General features: G+C 60.5%; 13 protein-coding genes. 11 read left to right on the top strand and 2 right to left on the bottom strand.

All coding sequences use genetic code 11. The features are described 5' to 3' along the window. Positions 1 to 81 precede the first annotated feature (81 nt). The 8 genes from dusB to hflX all read left to right on the top strand — a co-directional run bounded on the left by dusB (position 82) and on the right by hflX (position 10114). Positions 82 to 1008 carry a tRNA dihydrouridine synthase DusB gene (dusB, locus tag AC1DE4_RS20875; RefSeq protein ID WP_245271640.1) on the top strand — a complete coding sequence of 309 codons (927 nt, stop codon included), beginning with the start codon at positions 82 to 84 and terminating at the stop codon, positions 1006 to 1008. Then, positions 1005 to 2159 (top strand): two-component system sensor histidine kinase NtrB, encoded by a 1155-nt coding sequence (locus AC1DE4_RS20870; protein WP_018858795.1) that lies wholly within the window; start codon positions 1005 to 1007, stop codon positions 2157 to 2159. Before dusB ends, AC1DE4_RS20870 begins: the two co-directional genes overlap by 4 nt. Beyond that, positions 2156 to 3607 (top strand): nitrogen regulation protein NR(I), encoded by a 1452-nt coding sequence (ntrC, locus tag AC1DE4_RS20865; protein WP_025659013.1) that lies wholly within the window; start codon positions 2156 to 2158, stop codon positions 3605 to 3607. Before AC1DE4_RS20870 ends, ntrC begins: the two co-directional genes overlap by 4 nt. A 190-nt stretch (positions 3608 to 3797) precedes the next feature. Further along, entirely contained in the window at positions 3798 to 6068 is a 2271-nt protein-coding gene (locus AC1DE4_RS20860) for a sensor histidine kinase NtrY-like (RefSeq protein WP_018858793.1), read from the top strand. After that, complete coding sequence (ntrX, locus tag AC1DE4_RS20855; RefSeq protein ID WP_025659012.1) at positions 6058 to 7422, top strand: nitrogen assimilation response regulator NtrX; 1365 nt, start codon at positions 6058 to 6060, stop codon at positions 7420 to 7422. The genes AC1DE4_RS20860 and ntrX overlap by 11 nt, the downstream gene beginning before the upstream one ends. A 63-nt stretch (positions 7423 to 7485) precedes the next feature. Beyond that, positions 7486 to 8349 carry a D-amino-acid transaminase gene (locus AC1DE4_RS20850; protein WP_025659011.1) on the top strand — a complete coding sequence of 288 codons (864 nt, stop codon included), beginning with the start codon at positions 7486 to 7488 and terminating at the stop codon, positions 8347 to 8349. 110 nt (positions 8350 to 8459) lie between these two features. Beyond that, positions 8460 to 8702 (top strand): RNA chaperone Hfq, encoded by a 243-nt coding sequence (gene hfq, locus AC1DE4_RS20845; RefSeq protein ID WP_003539403.1) that lies wholly within the window; start codon positions 8460 to 8462, stop codon positions 8700 to 8702. A gap of 77 nt (positions 8703 to 8779) precedes the next feature. Beyond that, positions 8780 to 10114 carry a GTPase HflX gene (gene hflX / locus AC1DE4_RS20840; RefSeq protein WP_025659010.1) on the top strand — a complete coding sequence of 445 codons (1335 nt, stop codon included), beginning with the start codon at positions 8780 to 8782 and terminating at the stop codon, positions 10112 to 10114. A 63-nt stretch (positions 10115 to 10177) separates the two neighbouring features. Here the strand turns inward: hflX and mazG are convergent, their stop codons facing one another. Together mazG and AC1DE4_RS20830 are read right to left on the bottom strand one after the other, a co-directional pair. Continuing rightward, on the bottom strand, positions 10178 to 11011 hold the full coding sequence (gene mazG / locus AC1DE4_RS20835; protein WP_477882737.1) for a nucleoside triphosphate pyrophosphohydrolase: 834 nt from the start codon (positions 11009 to 11011) through the stop codon (positions 10178 to 10180). Between the two features lie 6 nt (positions 11012 to 11017). Next, positions 11018 to 11605, bottom strand: a complete 588-nt coding sequence (locus AC1DE4_RS20830; protein WP_025659008.1) for a nucleoside deaminase — start codon at positions 11603 to 11605, stop codon at positions 11018 to 11020. 262 nt (positions 11606 to 11867) lie between these two features. Between AC1DE4_RS20830 and cysG the strand changes: the two genes are divergently transcribed. From cysG to AC1DE4_RS20815, 3 genes are read left to right on the top strand one after another with little or no spacing between them, the layout of a single operon-like run. After that, on the top strand, positions 11868 to 13304 hold the full coding sequence (gene cysG, locus AC1DE4_RS20825) for a siroheme synthase CysG (RefSeq protein ID WP_477882791.1): 1437 nt from the start codon (positions 11868 to 11870) through the stop codon (positions 13302 to 13304). Between the two features lie 2 nt (positions 13305 to 13306). After that, the gene (locus AC1DE4_RS20820; RefSeq protein WP_018858786.1) at positions 13307 to 13621 is read left to right on the top strand and encodes a DUF2849 domain-containing protein; all 315 of its coding nucleotides are present in this window, start codon (positions 13307 to 13309) and stop codon (positions 13619 to 13621) included. 8 nt (positions 13622 to 13629) lie between these two features. Beyond that, the gene (locus AC1DE4_RS20815) at positions 13630 to 15300 is read left to right on the top strand and encodes a nitrite/sulfite reductase (RefSeq protein WP_025659006.1); all 1671 of its coding nucleotides are present in this window, start codon (positions 13630 to 13632) and stop codon (positions 15298 to 15300) included. Positions 15301 to 15304 lie beyond the last annotated feature (4 nt).

Here is a 15304-nt window from a genome sequence, read left to right as displayed (position 1 = left end):
AATCAATTGTTGAGCTTCGACCTCGCATCACCTTTGCGGATTGGACCTGTGGAAGTCAGGAACCGTGTTGTGCTGGCGCCTATGTCTGGCGTGACGGACATGCCGTTCCGGCAACTGGCGTGGCGCCATGGCGCAGGGCTTGTGGTCACCGAAATGGTAGCAAGCCGCGAACTGGTCAACAGCACTGCCGAATCATGGGCACGCCTCGAAAGCGCGGGGTTTGAGCCCCACATGGTTCAGCTCGCTGGCCGTGAAGCCCATTGGATGGCGGAGGCCGCGAAGATCGCTGCCGACCATGGCGCCGACATCATCGATATCAACATGGGATGCCCCGCCAAGAAAGTGATTGGCGGTTACTCCGGCTCCGCCTTGATGCGCGATCCCGATCACGCCCTCAGCCTCATCGATGCGACAGTCAAGGCCGTCAGCGTTCCCGTGACCCTGAAGATGCGGCTCGGTTGGGACGAGAATTCGATCAATGCGCCCGAGATTGCGCGCCGCGCCGAAGAGGCTGGCGTTCAGCTTATTACGATTCATGGCCGCACGCGCATGCAGTTTTACGAGGGTCGGGCAGACTGGGATGCGATCCGCGCGGTTCGCGATGCCATTACCGTACCCTTGGTTGCAAACGGCGATGTCGAAACCGTCGAGGATGCACATGAGATTCTGCGTCGCTCGGGAGCCGATGCCGTCATGATCGGTAGGGGCTGCCAGGGCAGGCCGTGGCACGCCGGCGTATTGGCTGGGCAACCGGCGCCCGAAGTGTGGGAAGTCCCCGACATTGCGACCGAGCACTACAGAATGATGCTCGAATTTTACGGTGAGGCAGTCGCCGTTCGCCATGCAAGGAAGCACCTTGGCTGGTATCTCGACCGTTTTGCGCCTGGTCTTGCAGCGCAGGAAAAGGCCGCGATCATGACAGCGCGGGAGCCCGACGACGTAGCTGCAAGGTTTTATAATGCATTTATGGCTGCGGCATCGAACACGCAGACCCGGGAGGCTGCATGACGAATGACGTGCCATCGTCGATCGACAACGGCGGTAGCGCAGTTGCGATCGCTGTGCTCAACGCGATCCAGAATCCGGTCGTGATGGTCAACGAGGCTGGCCTCGTCGCCTTCGCAAATTGGGAAGCGGAAGCCTTCTTCGGTGCCAGCGCCGCCCACCTCGCGCGGTACAAGATCTCGACCTTTATCCCATTTGGCAGTCCGCTGCTGGCCTTGATCGACCAGGTTCGCGAACGGCGAGCACCGATCAACGAGTATCGCGTCGACTTGAGCTCGCCGCGCCTCGGACAGGACAAGCTTGTCGACTTGTATGTTGCCCCTGTCGTCAGCGATCCAGGCTCCGTCGTGATCGTGTTCCAAGAGCGGTCGATGGCGGACAAGATCGACCGGCAGCTGACGCATCGTGCGGCGGCCCGCTCGGTCACGGGGCTTGCCTCCATGCTGGCGCATGAGATCAAGAATCCGCTTTCCGGTATTCGCGGTGCAGCGCAGCTGCTAGAGCAATCGGTCGTCGACGACGACCGCGCATTGACGCGGCTGATCTGCGACGAAACGGACCGCATCGTCTCGCTCGTGGACCGCATGGAAGTCTTCTCGGACGAACGCCCCGTTGATCGGATGCCGGTCAATATCCACTCCGTTCTCGATCACGTGAAGGCCGTGGCGAAGGCGGGATTTGCGCGGCACCTCCGGATCACCGAGAACTACGACCCGTCGTTGCCGTCGGTCTACGCGAACCGCGATCAGCTTGTTCAGGTGTTCCTCAATCTCGTAAAGAATGCCGCCGAAGCCGTCGGCGATCGCCCGGATGGCGAGATCGTTTTGACGACGGCTTACCGCTCCGGCATTCGTCTGTCGGTCGCCGGCACGCGCGAAAAGATTTCGCTGCCGCTGGAGTTTTGTGTTCAGGACAACGGTCCGGGCGTGCCGGCGGACCTTCTGCCGCATCTGTTTGATCCGTTCATTACGACCAAGACGAACGGCAGCGGCCTTGGCCTCGCGCTCGTCGCTAAGATTATTGGGGACCACGGCGGCATTATTGAATGCGACAGCCAGACCAACCGCACGACATTCCGCGTCTTGATGCCGGCCTCCAAGGACGCATCGGTGGACGACGCAACGACCATAACTCCCACAGGACCTACTCGATGACAGCAACGATCCTCGTCGCGGATGATGATGCGGCAATTCGTACCGTGCTTAATCAGGCTCTGAGCCGCGCCGGCTATGACGTGCGAATTACCTCCAACGCCGCCACGCTCTGGCGTTGGGTGTCGGCAGGCGAGGGCGATCTTGTCGTAACCGATGTTGTGATGCCGGATGAAAATGCGTTCGATCTCCTGCCGCGCATCAAGAAGGCCCGCCCGGATCTCCCCGTGCTTGTCATGAGCGCCCAGAACACCTTCATGACGGCGATCAAGGCTTCCGAAAAGGGCGCCTACGATTACCTGCCAAAACCATTCGACTTGACGGAACTGATCGGCATCATCGGCCGTGCGCTGGCCGAGCCGAAGCGCAGGCCAGCCAAGCTTGACGAGGACATGCAGGACGGAATGCCGCTTGTCGGCCGTTCGGCCGCGATGCAGGAAATCTATCGCGTCCTTGCGCGCCTGATGCAGACCGATCTGACGCTGATGATCACCGGCGAGTCCGGTACCGGCAAGGAACTGGTGGCGAGGGCGCTCCATGACTACGGCAAGCGCCGCAACGGGCCGTTTGTCGCGATCAACATGGCGGCGATCCCGCGCGATCTGATCGAATCCGAGCTCTTCGGCCACGAGAAGGGTGCGTTCACCGGCGCCCAGACGCGTTCGACCGGTCGCTTCGAGCAGGCCGAAGGCGGCACGCTTTTCCTCGACGAAATTGGTGATATGCCGATGGATGCCCAGACGCGCCTCCTGCGCGTCTTGCAGCAAGGCGAGTACACCACTGTCGGTGGCCGCACACCGATCCGCACCGACGTTCGGATCGTCGCGGCGACCAACAAGGATCTGAAGCAGGCGATCAATCAGGGACTTTTCCGCGAGGATCTCTACTATCGCCTAAACGTCGTTCCGCTGCGTCTGCCGCCGTTGCGTGATCGTGCGGAGGATATCCCGGATCTTGTGCGCCACTTCGTCCAGCAGGCGGAAAAGGAAGGCCTTGGCTCCAAGCGCTTCGATCAGGAGGCGCTCGATCTGATGAAAGCCTACGCCTGGCCGGGCAACGTGCGCGAGCTCGAGAACCTCATTCGCCGGCTGATGGCGCTTTATCCACAGGATGTGATCACCCGCGAAATCATCGAAGCCGAGCTTCGGTCCGATGTGCCGGATAGCCCGATCGACAAGGGGCCGATGCGTAACGGCAACATGACTATCGCCCAGGCTGTCGAAGAAAATATGCGCACATACTTCGCCGGTTTCGGCGACGGCCTGCCGCCACCGGGGCTTTACGATCGTGTATTGACGGAAATGGAGTATCCGCTGATTCTGGCCGCACTGACGGCGACGCGCGGCAACCAGATCAAGGCGGCTGACCTTTTGGGGTTGAACCGCAATACGCTGCGCAAGAAGATCAGAGAGCTTGGCGTATCGGTGTACAGAAGCTCCCGCACTGCTTGACAATGTGACTGGCGACGTTGCATTTTCGCCACAATGCGTTGCTTAGAAGTCACGCATGGGGTTCGGGTTTTCGGAGCTGTCCAAGAGAGTAGCGGCACTTGCCGTTGCATCGATGGGGCAGGCTGGCGGCTTCCGCCCTGGTCCGCGGGAGCGGCGGAGGCGATTGCCTGCCGCCAGGAGAAACAAGCGAATGGAACAGGATGCAATGCCGCCTGCGGCGGAAGGCGAAGCTGTCACGGCCGTGACCGATCGCCGTGCCCTGTTTGCGCTGCCGGGCCTGATCCTTGCCGGTGGTGCGCTTCTCTGCGCCACGCTGACGCTCTTCGTGCTGCTCGGGCTGACCCCGATCGCGCCGACTTACCATGTCGTCGTCACCTCCGTTGTGGTGAACTCGTTCTTCGTGTTGGGTCTGATGGCCCTGATCGCACGCGAGGTCTCCCGCCTGCTCAAGGCGCGGAAACGCGGGCGAGCGGCGGCGCGCCTTCATATCCGCATCGTTGTGCTCTTCTCAATCGTCGCGATCACCCCGGCGATCCTTGTTGCGATTTTCGCCAGTATTACGCTGAATGCCGGCCTCGACCGGTGGTTTGCGCTCCGCACGCAATCGATCGTCAGTTCCTCCCGAAACATCGGGCAGGCCTACATGATGGAGAATGCGAGCTACCTGCAGGGCCAGACTGTCTCGATGGCGAATGACCTCGAGCGCAACAGGGCTCTGTTCAATCTTGATCGCACGGGCTTTTCCGATTTGATGACGCGGCAGGCGCGCGGGCGCGGGCTACTCGGTGCTTTCCTTGTCCAGTCTGACGGCTCGGTGATCACCCAGGCTGACATCAAGACCGAGAAGCCGTTGCCGGCAATTCCGCAGGATGCGTTGAACAAGGCCGCGGCCGGCCAGCCGACCTTGATTCCGCCGGGCATAACCAACTTGGTGGGCGCCATCATCAAGCTCGATGCGATTGACGGCGCGTTCCTCTACACGGTCCGTGCGGTCGATCCCAAGGTCATGGGCGCAATGCGTCTCATGGAGGAGAACGCCACAGAATACAAATCCATGGAGGCAGGGCGCTTCTCGCTGCAGATCGCCTTCGCGGTTCTCTACATCGGCTTTGCCCTTATCGTTTTGCTGGCCGCCATCTGGACGGCAATTGCCGTGGCTGACCGGATCGTGCGTCCGATCCGTCTGCTAATTACGGCGGCGGACAGCGTGGCCTCCGGCAACATGGACATTGTCGTGCCTGTCCATTCCGTGGACGGCGACGTTGCCAACCTCTCGCGGACCTTCAACAAGATGATCTCGGAAATTCGTACACAGCGCGACGAGATCCTGGAGGCCAAGGATGAGGTGGACGACCGCCGTCGTTTCATCGAAGCGGTTCTATCCGGCGTGACCGCCGCGGTCATCGGTGTCGAGCACGACCGCAGGGTCACCATCGTCAACAGTTCCGCAGAAGCGCTTATGGCATTGCCGGCGTCGGACATGCTCGGCAAGCAACTCTCCGAGATTGCGCCCGAAGTCGACCAGGTACTGACGGAAGCCGCCTCCCGCTATCGTGGCGATTTCCGCAAGCAGATTGCCCTCGTGCGAGCTGGCACCGTGCGGACGCTGAGCGTCCAGGTGACGCGCGAGGAAGTGCGTGACATGAGCGAATCCTATGTCATCACGCTCGATGACATCACCGACCTCGTCATCGCACAGCGCTCGACGGCATGGGGCGACGTCGCCCGCCGCATCGCTCATGAAATCAAGAATCCGTTGACGCCGATTCAGTTGTCTGCAGAACGCATCCAGCGCCGCTACGGCAAGCAGATCAACCAGGATGACCGCAGTGTCTTCGACCAGTGCACGGAGACCATCATCCGGCAAGTGGGTGACATTGGCCGCATGGTGGATGAGTTCTCGTCGTTTGCCCGGATGCCGAAGCCGATCAAGGAGCCGAGCGATCTCCGCAAGATCCTGCATGATGCGGTGTTCCTGCGCGAGATGGGCAACAGTCACGTGAGCTTCCAGCAGGAACTTGGCGACCAGCCGCTGGAAGGGCTGTTCGACAGCCGCATGCTCGGTCAGGCATTCGGCAATCTGATCAAGAATTCCGTGGAGGCGATTGAAGCCGTGCCGAGCGGAGAGCGCGACGAGCGCAAGATCCTCGTTCGTGCCTCGCTCGATCCGGCGCGGGATCGCTTCACCGTCGATGTGATCGACAACGGTCGCGGCCTGCCGGTCGAGAACCGCCACAGCATTCTGGAACCCTATACGACGATGCGCGAGAAGGGCACCGGACTTGGCCTGGCGATCGTAAAGAAGATTATTGAGGAACATGGTGGGCAGCTCGAATTGCATGATGCGCCCGCTGATTTCGACCAGGGAAGAGGGGCCATGATCCGCGTGCATCTGCCACGTCTGGAAACTGCACCTTCTGCTCCGGCCGCAAGTGACAAGGAAAGTGTTTATGGCCTCTGATATTCTGGTCGTCGACGACGAGCACGACATCCGCGAGATCGTCTCCGGTATCCTGTCTGACGAAGGACATGAGACCCGTACAGCACATGACAGCGACAGTGCGCTGGCCGCGATCTCCGATCGTGCGCCGCGGCTGATCTTCCTCGACATCTGGATGCAGGGCAGCAAGCTCGACGGTCTGTCGCTTCTGGACGAGATCAAGACGCGCCACCCGGACATCCCTGTCGTCATGATCTCGGGTCACGGCAACATCGAGACGGCTGTTTCCGCCATCAAGCGGGGCGCGTTCGACTTCATCGAAAAGCCATTCAAGGCCGATCGACTGATCCTGATCGCGGAGCGCGCGCTAGAGAATTCGAAGCTGAAGCGCGAAGTATCCGAACTCAAGCGCAAGGCTGGCGATCCGGTCGAACTTATCGGTACCTCCGTTGCCGTCTCGCAGCTCCGCCAGACGATCGAGAAGGTATCGCCGACCAACAGCCGCATCATGATCCTTGGCTCGTCGGGTTCCGGCAAGGAGCTTGTGGCCCGTATGATCCACAAGAAGTCGACGCGCGCGAATGGTCCCTTCGTGGCACTGAATGCCGCCAATATCACGCCTGATCGCATGGAGATTGCGCTGTTCGGTACGGAAGGGTCGCCTGGCCAGGCGCGCAAGATCGGCGCGCTGGAAGAGGCACACCGTGGCATTCTCTACCTCGACGAAGTCGGCGAAATGCCGCGCGAGACGCAGAACAAGATCCTCCGCGTTCTTGTCGATCAGCAGTTCGAGCGCGTGGGGGGCTCCAAGCGGGTGAAGGTCGATGTGCGCATCATCTCGTCGACGGCCTACAATCTCGAGACCCGCATCGCCGAGGGTTGGTTCCGCGAAGATCTCTATCATCGCCTTGCCGTGGTGCCCGTGCGCGTACCGGCACTCGCCGAACGGCGCGAAGACATTCCGTTCCTGGTCGATCAGCTGATGCGGCAGATTTCCGAACAGGCCGGCATCCGTCCCCGCCGCATTGGCGACGACGCGATGGCCGTGCTACAGGCCCATGATTGGCCGGGCAATATCCGCCAACTGCGCAACAACATCGAGCGGCTGATGATCCTTGCCCGTTCCGACGGTCCGGATGCGCCGATCACTGCCGAGATGCTGCCGACTGACCTTGGCGACATGTTGCCAAAGGTTTCGGCCAAGAACGACTATCACATCATGACGCTGCCGCTTCGCGAGGCACGAGAGATGTTCGAGAAGGACTACCTGATCGCGCAGATCAATCGCTTTGGCGGCAATATCTCGCGCACCGCGGAGTTTGTCGGCATGGAGCGCTCGGCGCTTCACCGCAAGTTGAAGTCGCTCGGCGTCTGAGACACGGGCGGCGCTGCGGCGCCGTCCTAATTCTCTCTGCTACAACTCCCGCACAGGTTCACCATGCCCAGAATAGCCTATGTGAACGGCCGCTATGTCACGCACTCGAATGCCATGGTCCATATCGAGGATAGAGGCTATCAGTTCGCGGATGGCGTCTATGAAGTCTGTGAAATCAGGCATGGCTATATCGTTGATCTTACACGCCATCTGAACAGGCTGGACCGATCGCTTGGTGAGTTGCGTATTGCCTGGCCAATGAGCCGCAACGCGCTGACCCGTGTCATTCGCGAAACGCTGCGGCGCAATCGCGTCCGCAACGGTCTCTTTTACCTGCAGATCACCCGTGGGGTTGCACGGCGCGATCACGTGTTTCCCGCAGAAGGAACGCTGCCCTCGCTGGTCATCACCGCAAAGAGCACCGATCCTTCGATCATCGCGAGGAAGAACGCGACAGGCATCAAGGCGATCACCGTGCCCGACAATCGCTGGGACCGTGTCGATATCAAGTCCGTCGGTCTCTTGCCGAACGCCATGGCGCGCCAGCACGCGAAGGAAGCGGGTGCGCAGGAGGCAATCTTTGTAGACGCCGATGGCATGGTGAAAGAGGGAGCGGCGACCAATGTCTGGATCGTCGACCGCGACGGCACTCTCATCACGCGTCCGGCCGAACATGGCATCCTGCGCGGCATTACCCGCACGACGCTGATCGATGTCGGCGCCAAGCTGGGCCTGAAGATCGAGGAGCGGAAATTCTCGGTCGCGGAGATGCTTGCGGCGCGTGAGGTGTTCATCACGGCGGCCACGAGCATCTGCTTTCCGGTTGTGTCGATCGATGGCCAGCCGATCGCAAATGGCCATCCAGGCAGCGTCTCCCAGAAAATTAGGGAGGCCTTTTTCGACGTTGCGGAAAAGATTGCGATTTGATACCAAGACTTTCTGGGCAGATGGGATGAGGGTTGTCGGCTGCCTGCAGGCGAGGTTGATTAGTATTTCACCGGCGGAATGAAGCCGGCAATAAAGAAAGAAGCGGCGCGATGGCGGAACGTTCTCAGAATCTGCAGGACTTATTTCTCAATACTGTACGCAAACAAAAGATTTCACTGACAATCTTCTTGATCAATGGCGTGAAGCTGACCGGAGTTGTCACCTCGTTCGACAATTTTTGCGTTCTGCTTCGCCGTGACGGCCATTCGCAACTCGTGTATAAACACGCAATCTCGACCATCATGCCCGGCCAGCCGATGCAGATGTTCGAAAGCGAAGAAGCTGCTTCCTAACGGGACCTGCAATTATCTCGACACGCGATACCAAAAACGATTCGATAATCCCGGAAGCAGCCAAGCACCGGGATGATATGCGCGCGACCGTCGTCGTGCCCGTGCTCAAGCAGGGGCGCGCCGGACGCAGTGCGGGCGATGCTGCGCCTGTGGTCACCCGCACGCCCGAGAGCCGCCTGGAAGAGGCGACCGGTCTTGCGCAGGCGATCGACCTCGATGTGGTGAATGGCACGATCGTCACCGTCAGCGATCCGCGACCCGCAACATTGATGGGCACGGGCAAGATCGAAGAGATCAAGGCGACGTTGGATGCGAATGATTCCGGTCTCGTGATCGTCGACCATCCGCTGACACCGGTACAGCAGCGCAATCTCGAGAAGGAATGGAACGCCAAGGTCATCGACCGCACTGGCCTCATCCTCGAGATCTTCGGCCGTCGTGCTTCCACCAAGGAAGGCACGCTGCAGGTCGATCTAGCTCATCTGAACTATCAGAAGGGCCGTCTGGTTCGCAGCTGGACCCACCTTGAGCGTCAGCGCGGCGGTGGCGGCTTCATGGGTGGTCCCGGTGAAACCCAGATCGAAGCCGACCGTCGCTTGCTGCAGGACCGCATCGTCAAGCTTGAGCGTGAGCTGGAACAGGTGGTTCGCACCCGCCAGCTGCATCGCGCCAAGCGCAAGAAGGTGCCGCATCCGATCGTGGCGCTTGTCGGCTATACCAACGCCGGCAAGTCGACACTGTTCAACCGGATCACCGGGGCAGGCGTGCTGGCCGAAGATATGCTGTTCGCAACGCTCGATCCGACGCTGCGCCGAATGAAGTTGCCACATGGCCGCACGGTGATCCTCTCAGACACCGTCGGTTTCATCTCGGACCTTCCGACCCACCTCGTCGCCGCTTTCCGCGCTACGCTGGAAGAGGTGCTGGAAGCCGACCTGATCCTTCATGTCCGCGACATGTTCGACGTCGACAATCAGGCGCAGAGTGCCGACGTGCTCCGCATCCTGAAGGACCTCGGCATCGACGAGGAAGAGGGCGACAAGCGCATCATCGAAGTCTGGAACAAGATCGATCGCCTTGAGCCGGAAGCGCACGATGCCATCGTCCAGAAGGCGAGCGGTGCCGAGAACGTCGTCGCCCTATCCGCAATCAGCGGCGAGGGTATCGATACGCTGATGGGAGAGATCAGCCGCAGACTGTCAGGCGTGCTGACCGAAGCGACTGTCCGCTTGCCTGTCGACAAGTTGGCGCTGCTGCCTTGGCTCTACGATCATGCGATCGTCGATAACCGCGAGGACAACGAGGACGGGTCGATCACGCTCGATGTACGTCTCTCGGAAACCGAAGCGGTCGAACTGGAGCGCCGCCTGGGCAACGGGCCGAAAGCCGCGAAAGAGGATTGGGAACGCTAGAGCTTCCTGCAGCGGGCTTCGCCTTACGCCGGATTGGGCCTCACGCAAGGTAAGGATGTCGGCTCAGCCCAGTTGCCGCTCGATAGCCTTTGCCGCCTGCCAGATTTCTTCCATCCGCTGCAGACTCGCCGCTTCCAAAGTTTCGCCTTCCGTGTCAAGAACGGCTTCAACATGACTGAAACGTCTACGAAATTTTGTATTCGTTCCGCGCAAGGAATCTTCCGGGTCAGCCTTTACATGCCTGCCGATATTGACCACGGCGAAGATGAGGTCGCCGAGCTCATCACTGACCTTTGCTTGATCGCCTTCCGCTAAGGCGACACGCAACTCGCCGATTTCCTCCTCGATTTTGTCGAGGATCGGTTCGGGCGCTGACCAATCGAAGCCCACCTTTGCAGCGCGTTCCTGCAGCTTCAGCGCCTCTGTCAGGGCAGGGAAGCTCCGCTGGACCGATCCGAGGAACCCCACCTTGAAATCCTCGCTGACGCCGCCCTTGGCTCGCCGTTCGGCGCGCTCGCGCTTTTCTGCCTGCTTGATGTCGTCCCACTGCTTCTTCACCGCATCGGGCGTGTCGGCATCAGAACGGGCGAAGACATGCGGATGGCGGCGGATCATCTTGCGGGTGATTGCCTCAACGACGTCGCCAAAGGAGAATTCTCCCGCTTCCTCGGCCATGCGCGCATGGAACACGACCTGCAGCAGCAGGTCGCCCAACTCCTCGCAGAGGTCGTCCATGTCATTGCGCTCGATTGCGTCGGAGACTTCATAGGCCTCCTCGATCGTGTAGGGCTTTATCGTCTCGAACGTTTGGACGATGTCCCAGGGGCAGCCGGTTGCTGGATTGCGCAGCGCGGCCATGATCTCGATCAGGCGCGAAATGTCTTTTGAGGCTTCCATGGTCACTCAGTTCAGTGGAATGTCGTTGTCGCTCTTCGACGCCTGGTAGCTTTCCGAGAGCGCATCGTACCGCGCCTTGATGCGCGCAGTCTGTGTTTTCAGTTCGGCCTTCAAATGCTCTTCTTCGGTCTCGACGAGATCGGCAATGGCAAAGCTGTTCCAGAATGCATTGCTGCGCCTGTAGCCACCCGGTTCCAGACCGAAAACCTCCTTCAGGATCTTCAGGTCGTGAGGAATGGCGAAGGCGTCGCGCGAGTCCTCGTGGCTGAAGAAATAGTAGAAATTGTCGAACCCGGCCCAGGTGATCGCCGACATGCACATGGTGCAGGGTTCGTGCGTCGACAGAAAGATGAGATCCTTGGTGGCTTGCTTCTCGCCCAGTTCGTACAAGCGCTTCAGCGTGTGCACCTCGCCATGCCACAGCGGATTTTCAAGCTCGTTGTTGGTCTCGGCGATGACGAGCGAGAGGTCGGACTTGCGCAGGATCGCAGCGCCGAACACCTTGTTGCCGGCAGCGACGCCGCGTTCGGTCATCGGCAGGATGTCCTGTTCCATGACGTTGAGCAGGCGGGCGGCGATGGTCTGGTCGGACATGGCTTTCTCCTTGGTAGCCGCACTCTACCGGTAGCGGCAGGCGAGGCAAATGCCGATTTCGACGGGGAGCGGGATTTGTCACAGTCTTTCTGCTGCGCTGCGGCAGACGCAGGTGTGTCCGCTGCGCCGCACCGGTGACTTTTACTCAAATCATTGAGAGAGCGAGTAAAAGAATACGTGCGCGCGCGGGCATTGGAATTTCTGTTTCTTCATTTGCCTGGGCAGAGAGTGCATATTCCGGCAACTTCGAAATGGATTGATGATGTCTCCCAAGACTGAACAACTGTCGATATTTCCTGCCTTCTTTCGCGTCGAGGGTAGGATCGCGGCCGTCTTCGGCAATGGCGACGAGGCTTTCGCCAAGGTTCGCTTGCTGCTGAACACGCAGGCACGGGTTGTTGCCTATACCGATCATCCTGAGGCCGATTACCACGCCTATCTGATCGCCAATCGGATTGAGACGGTGCGCGCAGTTTTTGTGGACGAGCAAGTCCGTGGGGCAACACTCGTCTTTGCTGCGACCGGAGACGCGGTGCAGGATCGCGCCATCGTTGAGGCCGCGCGCGCCGAAAAGGTGCCCGCCAACGCCGTCGATCAGTCTGACTACTGCGATTTCTTCACGCCTGCTCTTGTCAATCGCGCGCCGGTCGCTGTCGCTATCGGCACCGAAGGTGCCGGGCCGGTGCTCGCACAGATGATCCGTGCACAGGTCGATCAAATTCTTGCACCGTCGCTGGGCCGGCTGGCCGATCTTGCCATCGGCTATCGAAAGACTGTCGAGCATCTCGTGCCGAAGGGCGCTGCGCGTCGCCTGTTCTGGCGGCGTTTCTTCTCCGGCGCGGTCGCCGATGCTGTCGCCAGCGAGAACCTGCCGCAGGCGCGTCGTGCAGCCAACAGCATGTTGCAGTCCGCTGAGAAGGTCGAGGGGCACATCTGGCTCGTCGGCGCCGGGCCGGGTGCTGCGGACCTGCTGACGCTGCGCGCCCAGCGCGTGATGATGGAGGCCGATGTCATCGTCTATGATGCCCTCGTGCCGCAGGAAATCGTCGACATGGGCCGCCGCGACGCCGAGCGCCTGTCGGTCGGCAAGCGCAAGGGATGCCATTCGAAGTCGCAGGAAGAGATCAACGATCTGCTCGTATATCTCGGTCGCGAAGGCAAGCGCGTGGTTCGCCTGAAGTCCGGCGATCCGCTGGTCTACGGCCGGGCAGGTGAGGAAATGGCGGCGCTGCGGGCTACGGGCATTTCCTATGAAGTGGTCCCCGGCATCACCTCGGCCTTCGCCGCCGCCGCCGATTTCGAGTTACCGCTGACGTTGCGTGGCGTGGCATCTTCGCTGGTCTTTACGACCGGCCACGATCTGACGGGTGATGTCCTGCCGGATTGGGCAAGCCTCGCCGTCTCAGGCGCAACGATCGCCGTATATATGGGGCGCACCGTCGCCGCTTCCGTCGCCGAGCGCCTGATGCAGGCTGGCCTTCCGGCAGAAACCACTGTCGCCGTCATCGAGAATGCCAGCCGTCCCAATCGCCGGCTGTTGCATGGGATTCTGCGGGATCTTCCTGATCTGCAGCACCGTGACGAGTTGACCGGCCCCGTTATGGTCATTATCGGCGATGCTGTAGCAGGCGCCAATTTCGAACTGTCGGAACCGCTCGTGCGCGAACGCGCCCGGTCCGAGGAATTTGCAAGGAGCTGAACATGGTGGACAAGGTCCTGACTGCCAACCGACTGACGGATGGCATCGCCGTCTGGCTGAACGCCAACGGCCAATGGGTGACCTCGCTGCAGGAAGCCCTTGTTGCTCGCCATACAGAAGCCGTCGATGCGCTGGAAGCAATTGGCAAGAAGTCCTATGCCGACAATCAGGTCGTGGACGTAGCCGTCGTCGAGGTTCAGGAGAGCAATGGCGTGCTGTGGCCGCTGCGCTTGCGCGAACGCATTCGTGCCCAGGGCCCAACCATGGAATACGCGCCGGGCTACAAGCCCGCCGACCCCGCATTCATCGCAGTCTGAGGAAGCAGATGTATCGTTACGACGAATTTGACCACGCTTTTGTCGCCGAGCGCGTCGAGCAGTTCCGCGACCAGGTGCAGCGCCGCCTTTCCGGTGAGCTTGCCGAAGACGCGTTCAAGCCGCTGCGCCTGATGAACGGCGTCTATCTGCAGCTTCACGCCTACATGCTGCGTATCGCCATTCCTTACGGGACGCTGAGCTCGCGCCAGGTGCGGATGCTCGCTCATATCGCGCGCAAGTACGACCGCGGCTACGGCCACTTCACGACCCGCCAGAACCTGCAGTTCAACTGGCCGAAGCTCTCCGAAATCCCGGATGCGCTGTCCGAGCTGGCATCCGTTGAGATGCACGCTCTGCAGACGTCGGGAAATTGCATTCGCAATGTCACTGCTGACCATTTTGCAGGTGCAGCCGCCGACGAAATCGCGGATCCGCGTCCCTACGCCGAGATCCTGCGCCAGTGGTCCTCGGTGCATCCGGAATTCTCGTTCCTGCCGCGCAAGTTCAAGATTGCCGTCACCGGTGCCGAACGTGACCGCGCCGCGATCCAGGTCCACGACATCGGCCTGCATCTGAAGAAGAACGAGAAGGGTGAAATCGGCTTTGCCGTTTATGTCGGTGGGGGCCAGGGCCGCACGCCGATGATCGCCAAGCTGATCCGCGATTTCCTTCCGGAGGAGGACCTGCTGTCCTATACGACAGCCATCGTGCGCGTTTACAACCTGCATGGCCGTCGCGACAACAAGTACAAGGCTCGCATCAAGATCCTCGTGCACGAAACAGGCGCGGAAGAGTTGGCGCGTCAGGTCGAGGCAGAGTTCGCGGAACTCAAGGACTCCGAACTGAAGTTGCCGGAAGCTGATGTCGAAGCCATCGCCGCCTATTTTGCGCCGCCGGCCCTGCCAGATCGTGCCGAAGGCTGGGAAAATCTCGCTCGCTGGAAGAAGGCCGATCCGGCTTTCTCTCGCTGGGTGCAGCAGAACGTGCAGCCGCACAAGCATCCCGACTACGGCATGGTGACGATCTCCCTGAAGCCGATCGGCGGCATTCCGGGCGATGCTTCGGATAGCCAGATGGATGCCATTGCCGATATCGCTGAGGAATATGCCTTCGACGAAATCCGCGTCAGCCACGAGCAGAACCTGATCCTGCCGCATGTGGCGCTCGCCGATCTCGAAGCGGTCTATCGCGGTCTCGTCGCCATCGGCCTCGCCGAGGCCAATGCCGGTCTGATCACCGATATCATTGCCTGTCCGGGGCTGGACTATTGCGCGCTCGCCAATGCGCGCTCCATTCCTGTTGCGCAGGAAATTTCCCGGCGCTTCGGCGATCCGGATCGGCAGGCTGAGATCGGCGAGCTGAAGATCAAGATCTCCGGCTGCATCAATGCCTGCGGCCATCACCATGTCGGCCATATCGGCCTGCTGGGCGTGGAGAAGAAGGGCGCTGAGCTCTACCAGATCACGCTTGGCGGTTCGGGCGACGAGCATACGTCGATCGGCGAGATCATCGGCCGCGGCTTCGAGCCTGACAAGGTGACCGACGCGATCGAAACGATCGTCAACACCTATCTGACAATCCGCAAGGAGCCGTCTGAGATCTTCCTCGAAACCTATCGCCGCGTTGGTCCTCAGCCGTTTAAGGACGCGCTGTATGGTTCGGCGGCAGAAGCGGCGTAAGGAG

The sequence above is a fragment of the Rhizobium sp. 10N414 genome (genome assembly GCF_056394785.1).
Note: the sequence above shows the minus strand (reverse complement) of the source record. Positions and strands in the feature narration are given on the sequence as shown.